The organism is Pontiella sulfatireligans, from assembly GCF_900890705.1.
Lineage (GTDB): Bacteria > Verrucomicrobiota > Kiritimatiellia > Kiritimatiellales > Pontiellaceae > Pontiella > Pontiella sulfatireligans.
The window spans coordinates 1248338-1266851 of the sequence record NZ_CAAHFH010000002.1; the positions used below are offsets into that span (position 1 = coordinate 1248338).

14 protein-coding genes and 1 pseudogene are annotated in these 18514 nt (G+C 53.5%); all 15 read right to left on the reverse strand.

All coding sequences use genetic code 11. The features are described 5' to 3' along the window. Positions 1 to 213: 213 nt before the first annotated feature. Positions 214 to 1566: pseudogene (locus tag SCARR_RS18290) on the reverse strand (transposase); the annotation flags it as partial. A gap of 143 nt (positions 1567 to 1709) precedes the next feature. Further along, positions 1710 to 3002, reverse strand: coding sequence for an NAD(P)H-dependent oxidoreductase (locus SCARR_RS18295; RefSeq protein ID WP_136063096.1), 1293 nt, complete (start codon positions 3000 to 3002; stop codon positions 1710 to 1712). Continuing rightward, positions 2999 to 3538 carry a dTDP-4-dehydrorhamnose 3,5-epimerase gene (gene rfbC, locus SCARR_RS18300; protein ID WP_136063097.1) on the reverse strand — a complete coding sequence of 180 codons (540 nt, stop codon included), beginning with the start codon at positions 3536 to 3538 and terminating at the stop codon, positions 2999 to 3001. The genes SCARR_RS18295 and rfbC overlap by 4 nt, the downstream gene beginning before the upstream one ends. Before the next feature lie 18 nt (positions 3539 to 3556). Next, positions 3557 to 4333, reverse strand: coding sequence for a glucose-1-phosphate cytidylyltransferase (rfbF, locus tag SCARR_RS18305; protein WP_136063098.1), 777 nt, complete (start codon positions 4331 to 4333; stop codon positions 3557 to 3559). Further along, entirely contained in the window at positions 4330 to 5556 is a 1227-nt protein-coding gene (locus tag SCARR_RS18310; RefSeq protein ID WP_136063099.1) for an NAD(P)/FAD-dependent oxidoreductase, read from the reverse strand. The genes rfbF and SCARR_RS18310 overlap by 4 nt, the downstream gene beginning before the upstream one ends. Positions 5557 to 5756: 200 nt before the next feature. After that, complete coding sequence (locus SCARR_RS18315) at positions 5757 to 6806, reverse strand: NAD-dependent epimerase/dehydratase family protein (RefSeq protein ID WP_136063100.1); 1050 nt, start codon at positions 6804 to 6806, stop codon at positions 5757 to 5759. Further along, positions 6803 to 10114, reverse strand: coding sequence for a non-ribosomal peptide synthetase (locus SCARR_RS18320; RefSeq protein WP_168433425.1), 3312 nt, complete (start codon positions 10112 to 10114; stop codon positions 6803 to 6805). Before SCARR_RS18320 ends, SCARR_RS18315 begins: the two co-directional genes overlap by 4 nt. 233 nt (positions 10115 to 10347) lie before the next feature. After that, the gene (locus SCARR_RS18325) at positions 10348 to 11124 is read right to left on the reverse strand and encodes a glycosyltransferase family 2 protein (RefSeq protein WP_136063102.1); all 777 of its coding nucleotides are present in this window, start codon (positions 11122 to 11124) and stop codon (positions 10348 to 10350) included. Between the two features lie 2 nt (positions 11125 to 11126). Next, the gene (locus tag SCARR_RS18330; protein WP_136063103.1) at positions 11127 to 12086 is read right to left on the reverse strand and encodes an NAD-dependent epimerase/dehydratase family protein; all 960 of its coding nucleotides are present in this window, start codon (positions 12084 to 12086) and stop codon (positions 11127 to 11129) included. Beyond that, entirely contained in the window at positions 12083 to 12922 is an 840-nt protein-coding gene (locus SCARR_RS18335; protein ID WP_136063104.1) for a glycosyltransferase family 2 protein, read from the reverse strand. Before SCARR_RS18335 ends, SCARR_RS18330 begins: the two co-directional genes overlap by 4 nt. Position 12923: 1 nt before the next feature. Beyond that, positions 12924 to 13481, reverse strand: coding sequence for an LbetaH domain-containing protein (locus SCARR_RS18340; RefSeq protein WP_136063105.1), 558 nt, complete (start codon positions 13479 to 13481; stop codon positions 12924 to 12926). Then, a complete protein-coding gene (locus tag SCARR_RS18345) occupies positions 13474 to 14625 on the reverse strand; it encodes a glycosyltransferase (protein WP_136063106.1) in 1152 nt (383 codons plus the stop codon). The genes SCARR_RS18340 and SCARR_RS18345 overlap by 8 nt, the downstream gene beginning before the upstream one ends. Before the next feature lie 76 nt (positions 14626 to 14701). Further along, positions 14702 to 16852, reverse strand: coding sequence for a glycosyltransferase (locus SCARR_RS18350; RefSeq protein ID WP_168433426.1), 2151 nt, complete (start codon positions 16850 to 16852; stop codon positions 14702 to 14704). Positions 16853 to 16942: 90 nt separating this feature from the next. Then, positions 16943 to 17491 carry an acyltransferase gene (locus SCARR_RS29135; protein ID WP_136063108.1) on the reverse strand — a complete coding sequence of 183 codons (549 nt, stop codon included), beginning with the start codon at positions 17489 to 17491 and terminating at the stop codon, positions 16943 to 16945. Positions 17492 to 17496: 5 nt separating this feature from the next. After that, positions 17497 to 18402, reverse strand: a complete 906-nt coding sequence (locus tag SCARR_RS18360; RefSeq protein WP_136063109.1) for a glycosyltransferase family A protein — start codon at positions 18400 to 18402, stop codon at positions 17497 to 17499. Positions 18403 to 18514: the final 112 nt, after the last annotated feature.

Sequence of the window (18514 nt, forward strand, 5' to 3'; positions counted from 1 at the left end):
TAGCTTCACGAACATTTTACATAAAACCACCTAGCAGTCTGTCGGAGTTAGAACCCCGCACTGGCGACATCCCGGCATGAACTTATCAAGTAAAAGAGGCAAAGGCCGGGCGAAGCAAGAAAATGTCTGAAAATACGCCCGAAAATGTGCCGACAGTGCATTGGCGTGCTGTTTTGCGGTTGCCGCCGGGTGTTTCGGGGCACGCGCCGCCATGAGCTTGAATATTTTCTTTAGATTGTAGCTGAGGCAGACGAGGCTCCATTCGGTTTCGGCTTTCTCCTTCCCCCTCATCGAGAAGCGGCGGAAGCCGAGCACTTCCTTGATAACCCCGAAAACGGGTTCGACGGTTTGCTTGCGCTGCTTGTAGAGCGCCTTCCCTTCGGGGCTCTTGAGACGGTAGGCCATCTGTTCCTTGATGGGTGCGCCAGGTGGCGGAGGGGTCGGCAGCGGTTGCTTCTCGAGGTCGGCAACGCTGACGTGGTGCGAGCCTTTGGCCATGGCGCTGTACACCGTCGGCCCGCCACCGGTTTCGGCGTCTTTGACGGCCTTCTCACTGTAGTAGCCGGTATCGGTCAATACGCTTTCCGGGGTGGCCGCTTCCTCAGGAATGCTTGCGAGAACAGGATTGAGCTGCTCTTTGTCATTGGGCGCATCGGTGACGAGCTGACCAACGATGAGATAGGTTTCGGTGTCTACGGCGGCCTGCGCGTTGTAGGCCTGTTCGAAGTGGCTGCCGTTGCCGGCCTTCATGATGCGGCTTTCGGGGTCGGTAAAATTGTATTGCTTCTTATCCGGCGGCTCTGCGGATGGAGGTTTAGGTTCTTTTCCCCGCGGTTTCTTGTTTTTACGCTTTTCCTCGAAGGCCGTTTTCTTCTCTTCGTACTCGGCCTGCTTTTGCTTGCGCTCCTCTTCGTAGCGCGCCTTGATCACTGCCCGGGCGTGCTTCAGGCTCTTGATGCGGTCTTCGCGCCGGACGATTTCGTCCGGGATGCTCAGCCCGTCATCAAGCGGGACGTTATCGACCTGCTCGGCTTTGGCGGCGAGTTGTTCGACTTCCTTGCGCAGCAGTTCGACCTGCTCGCCGGCATGCTTGTAGCTGACAGCGGAATGCTTGCTGGCACTGGCTTTGATCTTGGTGCCATCGACGCTCACGGTGCCGACCTTTTTGAGACCGGCGGTTTCCTGCGCCATGAGCAGCACCCGTACAAAAGCCTTTTCGAACAGCTCGCGGTTCGTGCGGCGAAAGGCACAGATCGTGTCATGATCGGGATGCAGGCTGCCGCCGCAGATGTAGCGAACGATGACGTCCGACCAGGTCGCATCCTCGATCCCGCGCGAGGAGAAGCGGCCCGTGGCGTAGCAATAGATCAGCAGAGTCAGCATCATGCGCGGCGGATACTGCTCGTCGCCGGTTCCCCGAAGGTTGAAGCGGAAGTCTCCAGCGGGAAGCCGGTCCACCGCATCGATCAGGAAATGCACAATGTGCTTCTGAGGAATCCAGTCGCGCAGGTCTGGCGGAAGCAGCATCGGGGTGTCGCGGTCGAGGTTCTTGAGTCGTGTGGCCATCACTTCCTTTTGGTTAAGACAGGCATAGACTGGCACAGTCTCATGAATATTGAAATATTATTCGCAAGCTAAGTCCGACAGACTGCTAGAAGGAAGTGCCCGTATACGAACGGTTCCAATCGATCAACTTTAATACATGGAGCCTATTCCAAGAAATGCCGATCTTGCTCTTCACGGAGCTGGTCGCACAGACGCCCCGCCGGCACATCGACATCGTCGAAGGCAATGGCGGCGTCCTTCGGAAGGTCGCGCTTAAGCACGCACCCTTCAGCCAATCCCTGAGGGAGGAGCCTTTCAGCCGTAGCTACCGGATAGTTTTCACACTGTCCATAAGTCATGTAGCCCCCGATGGCATCGATCGTTTCGCCGGCCTTAAGGTCAATCTTGGCGATGGCCACGACATCCACCTTCGGACTTTGCGCCTGTAAAACCGCATCCCGAAAATCCACAGCCCGCGCCACGGAAAGCGGCACTTCAAAGTGGCATAGATGGTATGGCGTGTAAAAGCTGTAGAGAGGTCCTTTGCCAAGCTTGTAGAGGTCGAGTTTGTGCTTTTGTTTGGGGTCATCGTGCGTGGCCAGCACAAAGATGCCGGGTCCCGGCTTGGATTTTACAGTGTAGTCCACCACCCCGCCCAGAGCCCTGAGCCGCTCGACATCGTAACGCCCGGAGCGGCAAAGCTCGTCTACATGGCCGTCAAAATCGCCGCCGCGCATCCCGCGCATTTCAACCTGCATGCCCGTGGCATTGGCCACGCAGGCCTGCTCCATGGAAACTTTTGATCCATCAGCAAAACTGGTAACCATATATGGATTCTGGCCCCACTTCTTCGCAAACCCTTCTTGAGTGGTCGGGTTGCGATATTCATCCTGCAGGCCTTTTATATTTCCGCAAACGAGCGGTTCAAGACCGATGCCTTTAACAAAGCGCCACAGATTCATTTCTACGCCCGGCTGATCACCATCAGAAAGGGTATAGACGACTCCGGCCTGTCGCGCACGCTGATTCAGCACAGTGCCGACCGTGGCGTCCAATTCGGCATTCATCGATACCAGATGCTTTTTGTTTTCGAACGTTTTCAAGGCGAGTTCGGCTCCGAACTCCACAGCCCCTGTGGCGTCGATGATGGCATCGATGCCTTCGGCTTCACAGAGCAACAGCGCATTATCGGTAATGCTTAATCTGCCTGCCGCCATAGCATCCTGAAGTTCTCCAACCGAAGACACCTCGTCCAAGCGGCCAACGCCCGCCTTGTCGCACGCATCGATAGCATGGGACGGAGTTCGGTTGGCAATTGCGGCAACTTGCATGCCCGGCACCGAATTTGCAATTTGGTTTACTATGCCGGCTCCCATGGTACCTACACCAACGAGCCCGACCTTGATGGGATTCCCTTCCTCTTGCCGCTTTTTCAGCTGGGTATCAATAATTATCATTTCGCTCCTCCGTCAAGCAAAGGCCAGTTTTTATCCTTGTCACTAATAACCTCAATGGGGGCCGGCCACTCTATTCCAAAGGCAGGATCATCATGGCGCAACCCGCGCTCGCAGGTTGGCGTGTAGAATTCGCCGACCATGTAGAAGGCCTGCGTATCCGGCTCCATCGTCAGAAACCCGTGGGCAAAATTGCCGGGCACATAGAGCATCTGCTGGTTTTCTGCAGTCAGTTCGATGCCAAAATGCTTTAGATAGGTAGGCGACTTCGGGCGCATGTCGATGATGACATCATAGAGGGCGCCTCGCACGCAACGCACCATCTTGGACTCGGCGGCTGGATCAACCTGATAGTGCATGCCGCGCATTGTGCCGGCATCCTTGTTGAACGAGGTGTTGCACTGGGCAATCGTCGGGTCAATGCCATGGTCTTCGAATTCCTTGCGGCAGAACGCGCGCGCAAAGTATCCCCGGTCATCGCCCAGCCGGTTCAGCGAAATCACCCAGGCATCCTTAAGAGGGGTCGGTTCAAATTTCATCGTGATGCGTCTCCGTTGTTAGTTCCAAACTTTCCACGGCGCCGTTCCAGACGACCAGTGGTCTTCGAGCAGATGCTTGTCGCGCAACGTATCCATCGGGTGCCAGAAACCGAAGTGGCGGTAGGCCCCCAACTGACCATCTTTAGCCAGCCGCTGCAATGGAGATTGTTCCCAAGGCTCTGCATCAGAGTCGATGTATTCTATCACCTTGGGTTCAAGCACAAAAAACCCGCCATTGATCCAGGCGCCGTCCCCTTGCGGCTTTTCGTGGAAGTTGCGGATCGTCTTTTCTTCAGGATGCAGGCTGAACGCACCGAAGCGTCCCGGGGGCTTAATCGCCGCCATGGTAGCCAACAGCCCCTGCTCCTTGTGGAACTCAATCTCGGCCGCAATGTCGATGTCCGAAACGCCGTCCCCATAGGTCATGCAAAAGGTTTCATTATCCAAATAATCCTGAACCCGGCGCAACCGCCCGCCGGTCATGCTTTCGGTTCCCGTATCGACGCAGGTCACCCTCCATGGCTCGGCTTCTGTGCGATGCACTTCAATGGAATTGGTTCCTAAATCAAATGTTACGTCGGAATGAGAGAGAAACATTTTAGAAAAATACTCTTTTATCATCCCGCCTTTGTACCCGCATGCCACGACGAATTCATTAATTCCATGGTGGGCGTATATTTTCATGATATGCCACAAAATCGGCTCTGATCCGATTTCGACCATGGGCTTGGGCCGCACCGCGCTTTCTTCGCTGATGCGGGTTCCAAATCCTCCTGCCAAAATAACAGCCTTCATTCCTTGCCTGCCTTTCTCAATTTATTGCTCTGCATCTTTTCCATCTCATCCACCATGTAATTGGTGAACGGTATGGAGCACGTCCACCCCGGCGACACCGCATTGAGCACATGGAACGATTTGGTATTGCCCTCGAACACAAAATCCATCTCCAGGCTTTTCTTCTCTAGATTGAGCAATTGCGCGCGAATACCGGACGGCCCCCATTTTTTGAGCGTGGAAGGTTCCAGCCCCGTGGCCAGTTCCTGCGACAGCTCAACTAAATGGGCGCGGTTGTATTTGCGCAACTCCTCGCACGCAAGGCGACGGAAGTCAAAGTCGGCCTTAAGCATCAATTGCGTTCCGAGGCTTGCAGTCTGGAAAAACTCTCCGAAATCGAAGTTTTCCATGCCTTTATATTGCTCACGCCAAAATGCAGGAATGGCAGTGGGACCAATCTTGTGATGTCCGTCAACCGTCACGGTTACATGCACGCCGAGGAACGGATTCTTCAGGTTCGGTACGGGATAGATATTGGTCTTGAAACTGCCAACGGGCTCATTGGACTTGAGGTAGAGCCCTTTGAACGGGAGGATCGCATAGTTTTTCCCAAACCCAAAACTATGGGCTACTTGGTCGGCATAGAGTCCGGCGGCATTGACAACGTACCCCGCATCAAACTCCAAGCTTTTCGTCCAAACCCTGTTGCCTTCACACCTCACGAATGGTTCCGAACAATGAAACTCAATGCCGAGCTCTTCAGCATCTTTTTTAAATGAATCCAATACCGGAACCGGATTGGCCGTTGCGGTATTCGGACTCCACAACGCGTATTGACAGGTCTTTACGCGCGGCTCGATCTCTTGGGCATCCTTTTCAGTGATCTTGACCAGATCCACTCCGTTGGCGTGGCCGCGCTGGAGCAGTTCGTCGAGCGTTGAAAGCTCCGATTCATCTTTGGCCACCACCAGCTTGCCGCACTCGTTCAGCGGAATTTTACGGTCGCGAATATAGTTCTTCATCGCAATGTTTCCATCGCGGGTGAAGCGGGCCTTGAGGCTGTTGGAGGTGTAGTAGAAGCCGGAGTGCACCACCCCGCTGTTTCGCCCACTTCCGTGCAGCCCCAGCTGCGGCTCCTTGTCCACCACGCAAATGGATGCACCGGGATTGCGGCGTTTCAGGTGCAGCGCCATATTCACTCCGATGATGCCTCCGCCAATAATTAAATAATCGATTGGTTTCATAATTTAAGCCTTCCTGAAACTGCGTACCGGCCGCCGCCTATCAAATTATTCCGCTTGATGCAGTCAACAACAAGTTCGGGAATCGCTGCGATAAAAGCGGCCGCACCCCGTTGCCCGTGATGCTGCGATGGAATGGATAGAGACGCTCCACCAACCCACAGCTCGCATCCTATATCAACTGTACTTTTCACGGCCTGTTTTTACCCCACTACCCACTCCAAATTATCGTCAAGCTTGCCGGTCGCCCGCAGGCGCGCCAATGTCTTGAGCCGGATGAACTGCGATTCCCGGAATTCCGGATCGCTAAACCCCATTTCACCCAGATTTTCCTTTAGATCGCGAATGGTGCTTTCTAAATCCCAAATCGGTTGGTGGTCTGGAGCGAGCTCCTTGAACAGGTCGAAGTTGACGCAATACGAGCGCTTATCCGGCGGGGCGTCGGCATTCACGCTAACGGCAACACCGGGGATCTGGTCCGCCACAGCTTCGGCCAGCGGCTTGATCTGGTAGTTCCATTCGTTGGATCCGGTGTTGACCGCCAAAAAAGCACCCCCTTGTTGCTGGTGGCGCGTAATGCTCCATTCGAATGCGCGGGCCATATCCTTCGTATTGATCATCGGGCGCCACGGAGTGCCGTCACTGAGAATTTCGATATTTTTGTTCACAATGGCACCGGCCACGAAATCATTGAGCACCAAATCCAGACGGATGCGGTCGGTAAAGCCGCAGGCGGTTGCAAAGCGATGGCAGGTGACGGTGAAGCTATCGTCCGCCAACGCCTCCAATTCCAATTCTGCCGCAATCTTGGACCGAGCATACGCAGTTAAAGGATTGAGTTCGTCGTCCTCCTTCTTGGGGGCGTCGCCACCTGCGCCATAGACGCTGCAACTTGAAGCAAAGACAAAATTCTTCACCCCTTTTCGCTTACACATTTCTGCAAGCCGAACGGCGGAACGGTAGTTGACCTCCAAGGTCACTTCCTCAAACTCCTTCCCCATCGGATCATTGGAAATGGCCGCAAGGTCCACCACGGCATCGACGCCTTCCAGCAGCTCTTCTGGGAAGGTGCGCACATCCCCAAACACCTGGCGGTTGAGCTTCACCTCCGGAAGGCATGGCGCATTGCTCAGGCCATGGGCAAAATATCCTATATCAAAACCTATCAGCTCCGCATCCGCGAAACTCGATCTGAACTGCTTGACCACGCTGGGGCCGATATACCCCATATTGCCCACAATTATAATTTTCATAACGATGCATTCTCCTGCTTGCTTTTATGTTTGTCTAAATGTTTCTTGGCAATTTCCGCGACGACGGGATGGTTCAGCGGATCATTATGCCCGCCCCCGACCACATGTCCCTCGAAATGCCCTTCGCAGAGTTCCCCAAATCCCATGAAACAATCATCCCACCAGCCACTCAGCGACATCTCCCGGCCCAAAGAGCAATGTGACCGGAAATATAAAACATCGCCCTGATATGCATTAGGCCGATATCCTTTCGCCGCCCGGACCAAACAGACCATAGCGTGCAATGGACGATGCTCGATCGACACTTTTCGCCCTCGCACCAAATCCAACTGGATGCGCACCAAATTCGGAAGCAGCCGGCCTGTCCGCACCAACAACACCATCAAGGGAATGCTTTTAATCCATTCTACTAAACCCGGTGCCGAATGTTCAGGCAAGCTTCCGGCGCTTTGGCCCTCAAGTGCCCGGGTGTGCAAATCCCGAACCATCTGACCATAGGCTTCATAAGTTGCAGGAGCAAGCGCCGGTTCAAATGAACGGTATTTGACAGAGTTAAGATTTGGACAATCGGAAACGATGATGGGCCCTTCGATGCCGATGCCCTTTTCCCGAAGCCGGTGAGCCATCTCAATTGCAATCAGCCCCCCAATACAATGCCCCCCCATGTGATAAGACTCTTGAGGGTTGAACGCAAGGAGTTCCCGTCTATACACTTCTGCCATTTCTGCAATGGTCGTTTCACCAGGCTGACCATCCCAGCCCGACCACTGAAAGGCATAGACAGGATGGCGCTCCCCCAGGTTGCTAATGAACTCGGAAAAAATCAAAACATTCCCCGCTCCGCCATGGACCAGAACAAGCGGGATCTCCCCTTCATTGCCCCGCTGAAGAATCTGCAGCGACCGATAGCGGGAGAGATCGGGCGAATCGCCCTCGCCTCCTCCATCGATCAACTGCGCCAGTTCTGCTATCGAAGAGGCATTCGCCAGTGTGGCAAGAGGAAAATCCTTGCCAAAATTTTGCTGAATTCTAAGGAACAGGGTCACCGCCCTCAGCGAATCCCCGCCCAGCTCAAAGAAACTGATATCGCGCGGCACAACCTCCAGCCCAAGCAGCACCTTTAAAATTTCGGCCAAACGAGATTCCGTGGTGGATCTATAATTTGTATCTCCTGAGCTAAATCCAGGCATTCTGGCAGCAGGCTTTGGCAGGGATTTTCGGTCAAGCTTACCGCTAGGGGTATAGCTCCATTCCGCCACTGGAACCAAAACAGACGGCACCATATAGTCGGGCAGTTTTTCATATGCAAATTTTTCAAGATCGGCCAAGGGGAAGGTTTCAGGATCCTCAACCTTCACAAATCCGGCGAGCCATTTCCCGCGCACATCATCCTCGTAGAGCACCGTAACCGCCTGTTCCACCCCGGCAAACGAACTCAGCGCCACATCGATATCCTGCAATTCGATCCGATAACCCCGCAGCTTTATTTGGTTATCAACCCGGCCAATAAATCCGATGGTTCCATCTTTGTTCCAGTAGACCAAATCGCCGGTTTTGTACATCCGCGCCCCCGGCTTGACACTGAAAGGGTCATCCAGAAAACGTTCGGCGGTCAGGTCTGGCCGGTTTGCATAACCGCGCGCCACGCCATCGCCTCCGACATATAATTCGCCGGGAACGCCAACCGGCAACGGCCGTAAAAAGCGGTCGAGAACATAGCACGTGGAATTTCCAATCGGCCGTCCGATCGGAATCGGCTTCGCTGGATCAAATGAGTTCCGGTCAAAGGCATAGGTGGTTGAGAACGTGGTGTTTTCAGTCGGCCCGTAGCCATTGACAAGCCGCAGGTTTGGCAATTCGCGAAGCGCCTTTTTCACATGCCATGGAGAAAGCGCTTCGCCGCCGGCGAGCAGATACTCCACAGGCGCTAGGATTTCCGGTGATGCAGCAACGGCTAGATTGAAAAGCGCGGCCGTCATCCAAAATGTATTAACCCGGTTTGAGACCAGTAAACGCCCAATGGTTTCGAGGGTCGGAATTCGTTCAGCGCATAGCACGCACGTGCCCCCGTGCAATAACGCGCCCCATATCTCGAAGGTGGAGGCGTCGAACGAGGCCGAGGCCATGTGCAGGATCACGGTATCAGAACCAAAAGGGATATAATCCACGCCAAACAGCAAACGGACAATCCCTCGATGCACCACCTCCACTCCCTTGGGGCGCCCGGTGGAGCCGGAGGTATACATTACATAGGCAAGTGAGTCCGGGGAGCATTCACCGGAAGAAGGATTCCCGACAGGAAGAGTTTGCAAGCTATTCCCAACGGAATCAAGGAACACCATGGGTGCATCGCATGAATCCGTGACCCTACCCCCCTGAACAGAGTGAGTGAGGATGGCGGCAGGCTCTGCATCTTCTAGCATTTGGGAAAGGCGTTCGGCGGGAGAACCGGCATCGAGCGGTATGTAAGCCGCACCGGCTTTTAGAATCGCAAGGAAGGCGACTATTTGCTCAACGCCGCGTTCAAGAAAGACCGCCACCCCTTGGCCGGGCTTGATGCCTGTGGCAGTCAGGTAGTGCGCCAAACGGTTTGCTCGCACATTTAACTCTTTATAGGTCACCTCCTGCGATTCAAACACAAGCGCAGCCGCATCGGGGCGCTCGGCAACTTGCCGTTCAAAAAGCGCCTGCATCGTAGCTTCGGGATATGGGGTTGGAGCAGGGTTCCATGACCGGATCAAGGTGTCGCGCTCATCCGCCTTGAGAAAGGAAAGCTCCCGCACAATGGCCGAGCCATTCTCTGAAAGCGCCGCAAGCAGGCGCTCAAGATGGCTGGATACTTGAGACAGGGTCTCGGCGGAGAAACCCCCTGCCCCGCGAATCTCAATCTCATGTTCCGGGCTCTGGAATATGGCGCTTTTAAACAGCACTTGCCCCGCTGGAACCCCAAGCAGCTGGCGCAGGTTTTCTTCTCTAGCAGGATGACCCTCCTGCTCTTCTAACTGCGTCGAAATAGACTGGATAAATTGACTGGAAGTAAGCGATTCATCCACGCTCAAACGCAAGGGGCGAGGCGCAGAATCCTCCGAACGCTTAACGCCTATCGAAATATCCGATTCGCCTGAATAACGTGAAAGCAACAGTACCCAACCAGCCCCCAACGCTTCCGAGACGGAGCTAGTCGGTGCAACGATTTTCCAATCGGAACAGAGTTGCGGCACATCGTCATACCCAAAAGCGAGTGGCGTGGCCTCCTCGAATCCGGCGTAGATCCCCTTCCAAAATAGTGTATTTATTTCGTGCTCCATAATTTTAGTTTTCAGCGACTGCATAGAAGTTGCTTAATATAACGACAACATTTTTCAGAGCTGATTGCATGCCACATTCCAAACAGGCTTAGATTCTCTATGTTTTTTGGATTTTAACTTTTGGCGGAAATTGCCTGATTCCAATTCAGGGCGCATTGGAACACTGCGGGACACGCCGCACCTATTCATCCGAAAAATCGAACTCACACTTCCTACAGGAGATCAAGCGCAAGTTACCTACGGGGAATAAACTGATTTAATTTCCCTACATTTTTCCAGATCAAGGTATGAATATGCCCCACGCTATTACGGCGGATCGCACACCAGTCCTCTCGAGACTTAGCGACAATATGCCTAAAACTGCGGTTGCTGACCCCCCCAATACGCATCTTGACGAGCACCATAGGCAGGTATGCAGGCTCGACTCCGTACGTGCCGAAAATTCGCATCATAAAGTCGTAGTCGGCGGCACAGCTGAAAGATGTGTCGAAATATTCTCCACAGGCCAGCTGGACCTGTTCATAGACTTCGCGTTTAAGATATAGCGTCGGATGCGGAGGCATCCAACCCCACTGTAGCTTCTCACGGCAAAAATCGCCGCTTTTCCAGTGGCGCACGACTCCGAACTCGCCGGTGGCCAATGGCCGGACATATTGCAGGTCAGCATAAACGGCATTGGTTCCCGCATATTCGAAAGCACAGGAGATACGATTCAGTGCCTCGGGCGATGCGAAGAAATCGTCGGCATGGAGAAAACCGACAACATCACCAGTTGCCATCCGCACCCCCTTGTTGAGTGCATCGTAGATTCCGCTATCTTGCTCCGAAACGAATTTATCGGGCTGAAAACTTCCAGCTTTGATGCGCTCGATGGTGCGGTCAGTCGAGGCACCGTCCACCACGATCCACTCAATCTGGTCGCGCGGATAGTCTTGCATTGCAAGCGAGCGTTGCGTATCCGCAATGCTGTTCTCCGAATTCCAAGAGGCGGTAATAATCGAAATTTTCATGTTCAATCCGTCTTCCACTCGCAGTACCACTCGACAAATCTTCCGAGACCGTCCTTCAAGCCGATGGAGGGTTGGTAGCCGAGTTTTGCCTGGGCCTTTGTAATATCAGCATAGGTGATCGGCACATCTCCCGGTTGCATGGGCAGCATCTCCATTTTGGGTTCAATACCGAGGGCGTCTCCGAGGATTTGGATCATGCTCATGAGACGTTCGGGCTGGTTATTGCCGAGATTAAATATTTCGTAGGGGTCGAGTCCGTCCGCTGTCAAAGCCGCCTTAACTCCACAAACGATGTCGTCGATATAGGTAAAGTCGCGCTTCATATCGCCATGGTTGAACACCTTGATCGGCCGGCCGTGCAACATTGCATCGGTAAAGAGCCAATAGGCCATGTCCGGTCGGCCCCACGGGCCGTAGACGGTGAAGAAGCGCAAGCCGACCGACTGGAAGCCGTAGAGGTGCGTATAGGAATGGGCCATCAGCTCGTTGGCCTTCTTGGTGGCAGCGTAGAGACTGACCGGATTGTCGACCGCATCGTCTTCGCTGAAGGGCACCTTTTTGTTGCTGCCGTAGACGCTGGAGCTGGAGGCATAGACAAGGCGAGACACCTCGTTGTTCCGGCAACATTCCAGAATGTTCAAATGGCCGGTGAGGTTCGACTGCTCGTAGACGTGGGGGTTCTGAAGCGAATAGCGGACGCCCGCCTGGGCGGCCAGATGGCATACCCGCTCGGGAGAGTGGGCTTTGAAGGTGGAAACCAAAAAATTAAGATCCGCCAGATCGCCTCGCAATCCGACATAGCCCTCTCTTGCTTCCAGCCTTTCGTGGCGGGCCTCTTTCAACGCAACCGGATAGTAGTCGTTAAAGTTGTCGAGCCCAACCACTTCGTGGCCGTCGTCGAGCAACGCATGCGCCACGTAGGACCCGATAAAGCCCGCCGTGCCTGTAACTAAAATTTTCAAAACGTTGATCCTTCTGCTGTTTTTTGTTTAAAGCGGTGCTCCGAAACCTTCAGGTCGATCATGTATTCATACATGGAACGCATAAGGGAATAACGAAGGCCGGGCAATCCATCGAGCAAACCCAGCCGGACGAAATAGAGGTAGCCAAACATCAGCAACGGCCGACCGGGCATCTTGTACGCCAGTGTCTTCATGGCGCGACGTTTGACGGCGGCATCGCGGGAAAAGAGTTCGGAAAAATGGAATTCTGCAACGACTTCTTTGATCAGATCCTGCGCTTCCATATCCGAATACTTGTTGTGTCGCTCGAACCAATGACCAACGCCGTGGGAAAAGGGATAATGAATAATGTGCCCCTGCAACAACCCGGTCTTTCCTTCAACAATAACCACAGGATTGACCAGCCGTTCATATCTAATCTTTTCAGGGCGGAAGACACGCGTAATCCAGGTGGGATATAGCTGCGAACGCTTTAGCCAGCGCCCCATGAAATAATCTTTGCGACGTACCTGGAACGCGGAAAAGCCTTCGCCGGCCACCCCAAGTCGCACCAGTTCTTCCTGCAGTTGCTCGTCGCAGATTTCGTCGGCATCGGTATAGTAGACCCACGAATGTTTGAACTTTATGTTTTCAACACCCCAGTTTTGATGCGCCGACCAGTTATCGAACTTGCGTTGAATGACCCGCGCTCCCAGCCTTTCGGCAATCTCCACCGTGCGGTCGTCGCTGAACGAGTCGAACACGACAATATCATCCGACCACGCAACCGACTGGATGCATCGTTCAATATTGATCTCCTCATTTTTAGTGAGGATCAGAATGGATACTGGAACCATATTATTCACGTCCCTTGATTTCCCGCATCTTGATAAAGCGAGCCGGATTGCCAGCCACCACCGCCCATGGCCCGACATCTTTCATGACGACAGCGCGCGCGCCAACCACAGCCCCTTCGCCCACTGTAACACCGGGGCCAATGAATGCGTCTGCGCAAATCCAAGACTGGCTGCAAACTCGGATTGGCGGCTTTTGCAACGGTGTGGCGGGGTCGGAAAAATCATGCGTACCCGCGCACAGATGCGTCCCCTGAGAAACGGTAGCCTGCCCGCCGATGATGATTTTGCCCAGATTGTAGATCTGGGCCCGGTCGCCGATGGAAGACCAATCGCCGATTTCCAGATTCCACGGAAAGAAGATCGTGGCGGTGTTGGCAATATTGACATGCCCGCCCACCTTTGCACCAAAGCACCGCAACAGAGCCCGGCGCACCGCATTGAACGGACGAGGCACCATCCGGAAGAACAGGAGGCCAAACGCCCAAGCAACCCGCAACGCCTGAATGTGCAAGGGGTATTTTTGCGCCTTCCGGTTTTCTTCTATACTGAGGTCATCCATCGGAAAATTCCATGCAGGCCGGCGGGTTGCTTCCCGTCAGGCACCACTGATAAACCTGTGCCATGTTCTCCGCAATCTTCGACCATGTAAACCGTTCTTCTACCAAGGCCCGGCCGTTGGAGCCCATGGCCTGCAACTCTTCGTCTGTCAGCGCAGCCAGTTGCTCCAATCCTTGCAGTATCGAGTCTTCATTCGGTTCAATCTGAACCGCAGCCCCGGCATCAAACCCTTCAGGCAGGTTGCAGAAACCGGTCATCACGACGGGCAGCCGGAACGACCATGCCTCGAGCACCGACATCGGCAAACCTTCAGAAAAAGAGGGTAGGACAAATGCATCAGCCACACGAAGCAGCTGTTCTTTTTTCTCCCCATACTGGGGGCCCAGAAACTCAACCCGATCCCCAATCCCCATTTTACCAGCTTGCGCCCGAAGCCCTTGTTCGTGTCCGCCGTCATCCCAACCGGCAACCACCAACTTCCAATCCTTAGAAAACCGGGGCCACGCCAGAAGCAGTTCCGCAAGCCCTTTTTTCGGATGAATACGCCCTAAGAATAAAAGCATCTTCGTCTGGCTGCGCCTGCCTTCAAATGATCCAAGCCTAGGAAGTTCAACTCCATTGGGTATCAGCGCGACTGGATTCCGCAGGCCATAGGCCCGAATCGATTCAACCTCCGACCGGCACAATGCGTGAATGCAGGTTGCATCCTTTAGCGATTTATTCGCAAAGAGGGCTCCGGCCAGCTTTTTTTTCCAGGCCGCATTTTTTATCGCCCAAGGATCGAGCATGCCATGAGGGGATATGACGACAGGTCTTTTTGTCCGTTGCTGCCATTGCAGCGACGCCCATTGATTATCCAGCCAGATTCCATGCTGGTGGACCAACCCCACCTTGGATTTTGCTAAGCCGCCGCGCAGACTGCACGAAAACCCCATCGGACTAAAGGTCTTGTACGGGACAACCGGCACTTCCCCCCATGCCCTCCTGTCCTCATCCGTATACTTGCCCCCGGGACCGAACACCGACACATCGATTGAGCGCGCCCGAAGCTCTCGGCACAACGAAGTCACTGCATAATAGAGGCCCCCGTCACTGCAGGAAATGCCCGTTAATACCGCTATCTTAATGTTTGAAGAATCATGCATGGGAAAAACCGCTTCTGGGCATTAATCTTTCACAGCCCAGCATCTGAAACAAGGCATGGATTGCAAGCAACGCCATCTAATCCAGACACGGGGACGATGGTCGGAACGCATACCTCAACCGGGGGGTTGCCGTAAAGCGCCCCGGAAACGTCCGGCGAAGCACCCACTCAAATACTAGCCACGCAGCCCATGGATGCCGAATCCGAAACAACCCTTTGAGGCCGCCGGCCAAGTTCTTTCCAATGAATATTTTGTGCAACCCTCTTATCCCATAGACCATTTGTTCGATTACGGCCGGGGGAGGAGCATTCAACTCCCGGGGAATGTAGTTGTAGATATCATGGCGATATAAAACCAATTCCGCCTCGGGAATGTCTTCGCCCAACTCGCTCGTGAGCGTTTCGTGCGTACCTTGATACTCCTTGATCAACGGGAGGGCGAGGTGAAGGCGATCTCCATGCTGCAAGATATCCGAATACCAATAGGAATCCAAGGCGCCTCGGATCGTGAAAGGTTCCGGCATAACCGCCCCTGCCTCAATGGCCGACCTGCGCACCAACATTTGGGAGGGCACTCCCCCGCATTCGTAATCCTGTAGATACATGGCCAGATGGGCATACCGTTGCTCCACGATTTCGACCGTCTTCCGGACAGGCCTACGGTCTACCCGCTCGTGTTTATTTGGCCTCACCCGATAGGCAAGGCAACCCGCCAGCACAACGGATGGATGGCCGGATACGGCTTGGAGAAAAACGCCTAGGCAATCCGGCATTAAAACATCATCATCAAACAGCGGCTTGACCCACTCACCGCGGGCGTGGCTCAACGCATTATTCAAATTGCTAACCAGCCCGCTCCCTCCCGCATTTTGAAGCACCGTGATTTTTGGAGAGGTTTGGGCAAGGTTCAGTAAATAGTCCCATGTGGCGCCGGCGGGGCTCTCGTTATCTGAAATGATCAGTTCCCAGTCATCATAGGTTTGTGCAAGAACACTATCAACCGCCCTCTTAAGCAGATCCAAGCGTTTATAGGTTGGGATAACAACACTGACCGTCGGAGCAGCGGTCACTTGTGAATCATGGATCGTGTTCGACTGTCGACTCACACGTCCTTTGCTTCCCCTTCGACGGCTCCACACGGTTATCGCATCAACCATGCGCTCAGCATTTTTTTCAGGAGTGAACTCCGCAAAAAACCGGTTCTTAGATACCGCTCCGTGCGTTGCCACCAATGCCGGTGAATCCACGTAAGCCTGCATCGCATCCGAGAGATTTTCGACGGAAGCGGTTTTTACTCTGAAGCCATTGATCCCCTGCTGAATGACGTGCCAAGAGGCTCCGCAAAGATCTGTTCCTATGAGAGGCAGACCAAGCGATGCCGCCTCATTCAGGACCGCACCCCAACCGTCAAAACGAGACGCCAGCACAAATACATCCGACGCAGAATAGACCTCGGCAATACGTTCGACCGGATGAGAACCGAGAAAAAGCACCTTGTCCGAAATCCCTAGCTTTCTGGCCAGTGCATCATAAGCACCGTTAGAACGGTCGAAGCCGCATAATACCAAGCACCAGTCCTTCGTTTCCAATAACGAAAAGGCCTTGAGCAGAACATCGATCCCCTTGCGGCGGCATAATGCGCCGACAGAAAGGAAAACCTTGCGCCCTTTTGCAAAATCAACGATTTCACGCGTGGGTTCAGCTTTCTTAAGCCCGGCCGGAACATAGTACAAATCAGATATCATCGAATCCGGAACCCCCATCAAACGGAAGGCCTTTCGGGCCAATAGCCCTTGCCCGAATGCGCCGAGCGCATAGTTCTTGATTCGCTTTCCTTCATCGCGTTTACAGGCGAGCATCAGCGGAGTGAGCGCTTTATATAATGATATGCGGTAGCCAACCAACTCAGCTAAACGAATGCCCGGCGTTTCCGACCAGCGACACCAAGCAACATCATGCTCACAGAACCACTTGATCAACTCCGTGCTAAAATTGTCACTACTCACGTGAATTCGGCCGCGCCAGTCGTTGATGGATTCGACTTGCTGCTCCGGTGCCATACCGCTCTGAACACACGTTTCGTATGGTTTTAATGCGCGAGCATCCTTCCATCCCTCTTCAATCCGATCCTGAGGAACCGCATCAAAATAGACCACCTGCAAATCCACATCATCACGGTTTTCCAGTGCTTGAAAAAAATCGTTCTGATAATGCGATGGGATATTCATCCATATACAAAGCTTCACCATACTAACAACCCTTTTGCTGGCATAATAAGTTTATTGATCGTTCGTCTCAAATGATATCATCATACTCTTCTAATCGAGTTGTTTTATGACGCGAGCCGGATTGCCAACCGCAACACAATCGCCCGGAACATCCTTGGTGACTACGCTGCCCGCACCGATTAAAGCGCCATCACCGATGGCAACCCCCTTCAACACCGTAACGTGGGCCCCTAGCCAGGCTTTCGCTCCAATCACAGTCGGCTTCCCCACAAGCCCTCCCCCGGAATCCACGCCGTCCGGACTCATCGCATGATCATGATCCGTGATGTAGCAAAAGGGTCCGATCATCGCTCCGGATTTCACCCTGATATGCTCAGAAGCATCCAAAAAAGTGTGACGGTTTATATAGACGCCGTCTTCGATCAGTATGCGAGGCTGGTCGCTCGCCTCGCCAGAGCTCAATAAAACAACCCCGCGATCCAGCGATACTTTTCCCAGCTGAATATCAGAATAGTTTCGTGGAATTTCCACGCCGCGAAGCCAGGCATACCCGTTCATACGTACGCCAAGAACCCGGAAATAGACATTGCGGAAACGGGATGCAAGCCCAGTGAATACCCGCAGAACCATTAGAAGCATTTTCCTCACCGTCGCACTCCCCTTCCAATCATCATCCCCAAAGCTCCAACCAGAAACTTGAACCGCCTCAGCTTCCAGTTCCACTTAAACGTCCCCAAGAACAACCTGACCGCATCCTTCGTATATCCTGATGAAAAAGCGCTCAGCACACAGGGTCTGATATGGCGGCAGATTATGCTATATCGTTCCATTGCCCGCTCAGCACCTCCGGGAAAGATGCCTTTTCGTTCCCTCGCAATGAGTCGTTCCGAGGCTTCGATGTTTTTTTTTAGATCCGATGTGATATTCCCTTCATGCTCGAGGTATCCGAACATTGCAGGAGAACACACGTGCACAAAACCATCCGCACACCCTAGCCGCAGCGCCAAATCCGCATCTTCTCCGTTTACATTCCCGCCATCGAAGCCGCCATTTTTAGAGAATACATCGCGCCGAATAACAAATGACGAAACCCCGAACCAGCGCCACTCGTCTCCCGATGCAAGGTAATCCGGAAACTCCTCAACCCTTAGCGGGCCTTTGTTATCAACGCCACTCAACGATGCCGCGCTGCTAAATACATATTGCTTGCCCGTAATAAATGAAGGCTCCCCCTTTTCAAGGATAACCTTTCGATAGGTCTCAAGAGTCCATGGGAACCAGAGGTCATCACTGTCCAAAAACGCCAGATACTTTCCTTGCGCCCGTTGCACCCCCAGATTCCGGGCCGCTCCAGGGCCGGAGTTTGGCTGGCTGAGCACGACTATCCGGCCCGCGTAGGTTTGCAGCACGTCGCGCGAATTATCGGTGGAGCCATCATCAACTACAATAATTTCATAGTCCCGAAAGCTCTGCTGAAACACGCTTTGCAACGTATTATCGATCAGCTGAGCCCGGTTATAAACTGGTATGATTACAGAAAATAAAGACATGAAAATATGTTCCTAACTCCTCTCACTTCCTATTGCAGCATTTGCTGCTTCGGAAATAGGGCGACCTCGCGACACACAGGCCGGAGCCCTTAATTTTTAAGCCTTTACTATA